This window comes from Peribacillus sp. NPDC056705 (assembly GCF_043656335.1).
Genome location: NZ_JBHTYI010000092.1, coordinates 1 through 2,664, shown reverse-complemented (window position 1 = coordinate 2,664; position 2,664 = coordinate 1). Strand labels below are relative to the sequence as shown.

2 protein-coding genes are annotated in these 2,664 nt (G+C 55.0%); both read right to left on the bottom strand.

Annotated elements, in window-relative coordinates:
• Positions 1–635 (bottom strand): nitrite reductase (locus tag ACFRAK_RS27570; protein ID WP_394572971.1); only part of this gene is annotated, 635 nt, incomplete at its 3' end.
• Between the two features lie 42 nt (positions 636–677).
• On the bottom strand, positions 678–2,664 hold a 1,987-nt coding region (locus ACFRAK_RS27565), incomplete at its 5' end, for a copper-translocating P-type ATPase (RefSeq protein ID WP_394572970.1).

Below are 2,664 nucleotides of genomic sequence, written 5' to 3'. Positions count from 1 at the left end.
GCCGTATCCATCGCGCGCTCGCCCGTCAGCTCTCTCAACTGATCCAGGGAAATGCGCTCCACGAATCGGGAGAACTTCTCCTTCTTCTTTCCCTGCTCCTGATAGATGCCAATCAATCTCAGGATAATCGGAGCTAGTTGTGCCGGTGCCAGCGCCGTGTGCAGCGGCTTCGCCAAAGCTGCCTTCAGCCCCCTTGGTTCTCCACCCACGTATATATCAAAGGTGTCCCTCATTTTGATGACGGCAATGTCCTTGAGGAGCGGCTCGCTCGTCCCAAGCGCGCAGCCGGCATAACCGATCTTGAGCGGATTCGGTACAGGATGATCGGTTACGGCCTCATCCAGCAGTGCGGCGACATCCAAGCCCGAATCCTCTGCACCGCGGCAGAAGTTGCAGGTGATGAGGCTTTTGGAGACAAAGCCGGCAGGATGGACCTGAAGTCCGGCTGCTCGCAGCCTTTCTTGAACTGCAGGAATGTGCGCCTCGTCCATCTCCACGTACAGCTGCTTGAACGTCGTCATCTCAATCAAAGCACCCTCGCCCACAATCGTGCCCAGAAGCGCAAGCTGATCAGGTCTGAACAGCGTGCCGCCGACCTCGAATCCGGGGGTTACCGCGAATTTCTGTGAAGCCATATCTTCACTCCTATTATATCGTTTGTGTATAGGCTCAGAACATTAAACCTTCATGCGCTGCAGACGTAGCGCATTCAATACCACGGATACCGAGCTCAGTGCCATGGCCGCTCCGGCCACCCACGGCGCCAGCAGTCCGATGGCTGCAATCGGGATGCCGAGCGAGTTATAACCAAGCGCCCAGAACAGGTTCTGGCGGATATTTCGCATCGTTTTTCGGCTCATGTAGATGGCATCGGGAATACTACCCAGATCCCCCTTCATCAACGTAACATCCGCTGCCTCCATTGCCACATCCGTTCCAGTACCGATCGCCATACCGATATCGGCGACGGCCAATGCAGGAGCATCGTTAATACCGTCACCCACCATCGCGACTTTTTTGCCCTGCTGCTGCAGCTTCTTCACTTCATCGGCTTTGCCTTCCGGCAACACTTCAGCCAGCACATGATCGATGCCTACCTGCTTCGCAATCGCTTCGGCCGTACGCTGATTATCACCGGTAATCATAATGACCTCAATCCCCATCTGCTTCAATCTGGCGATAGCTGTTGGAGAAGTCTCCTTAATCGTATCGGCCACGGCTACCATGCCGGCATATTGACCGTCAACGGCAGCCAACATGGCTGTTTTACCGGCGGTTTCAAGCTTCGACATCGTCTCCAGCACATGCTCGGCAGAGATTTGATGCTTCATCATAAGCTTGCGCGTACCGACCAATACTTCATGTCCTTCAACAAGGGCACGGATGCCGTAGCCTGGAATCGCCTCGAATTCCTGCGCTGCCGGAAGCTGCACTCCCTTGGCTTCGATGCCTGCCACAATCGCCTCGGCCAGTGGATGCTCCGAGCTCTTCTCAGCTGACCCAACCAGACGCAGCAGCTGTTCCTGATCCATCGTTTCCACCAAGACATCCGTAAGCTCCGGCTTGCCCTTGGTTACCGTTCCTGTCTTATCCAAAATAATGGTATCGATCTTATGCGTCGTCTCCAGATGCTCTCCACCCTTGAACAAGACCCCCAGTTCGGCTGCACGTCCGGAACCGGCCATGATCGAAGTAGGTGTAGCCAAGCCAAGCGCGCAAGGACAAGCAATGACCAGAATCGCAATGGCAATCTCAAGCGCATGGGCAAAGTCTCCAGGCGTTACCCAGAAGAACCAGATCAGGAAAGCCACTATCGCAATACCGACCACGATCGGTACGAAAATGCCCGAAATCACATCGGCAACACGCTGGATCGGCGCTTTGGAGCCTTGTGCTTCTTCAACCACTTTAATGATCTGGGCAAGCGCCGTTTCCCTGCCTACCTTGGTCGCCTCAACGATCAAGCGCCCGTTCTTATTCACCGTAGCGCCGATTACCGTGTCACCGGGATTCTTCGAAACCGGAATACTCTCACCTGTCAACATCGACTCATCCACTGCCGAGGTGCCCTCGTTCACTTTGCCGTCTACCGGAACCTTCTCGCCGGGTTTCACCAGTACCAGATCGCCAACCACGACTTGTTCCACCGGTATCGACTGCTCCTGACCGTCACGGATCACCAGCGCCGTCTTGGCCTGAAGACCCATCAGCGTCTTGATCGCCTCCGAAGTCCTGCCTTTCGCTAATGACTCGAACAATTTCCCGAGGATGACAAGCGTAATCAGAACCGCACTCGTCTCATAATACATGTCTGGCCCGTGGTGTGCGCTGGCGCCAGCCATGGCCCAATCGATCGTCAAATAGAGGCTGTAAAAATAGGCCGCCGATGTTCCGAGCGCGATCAGCACGTCCATGTTGGCACTTTTGTTCCGAAGCGCTTTATACGCCCCTACATAGAATTGCTTGCCGATATAGAACTGAACCGGTGTGGCCAGAGCAAGTTGGAACCACGGATTCATGAATAGCTCTGGCATCCAAATCCAAGAGGTGAACGAGAAATGAGTGACCATCGCCCAGAGCAGCGGCAGTGACAGCACCGCCGAGATGAGCAGCTTCCGCTTTTGCTTAGTGATAACCTCTTTGCGGTGACCTTCCTGGTCCAGC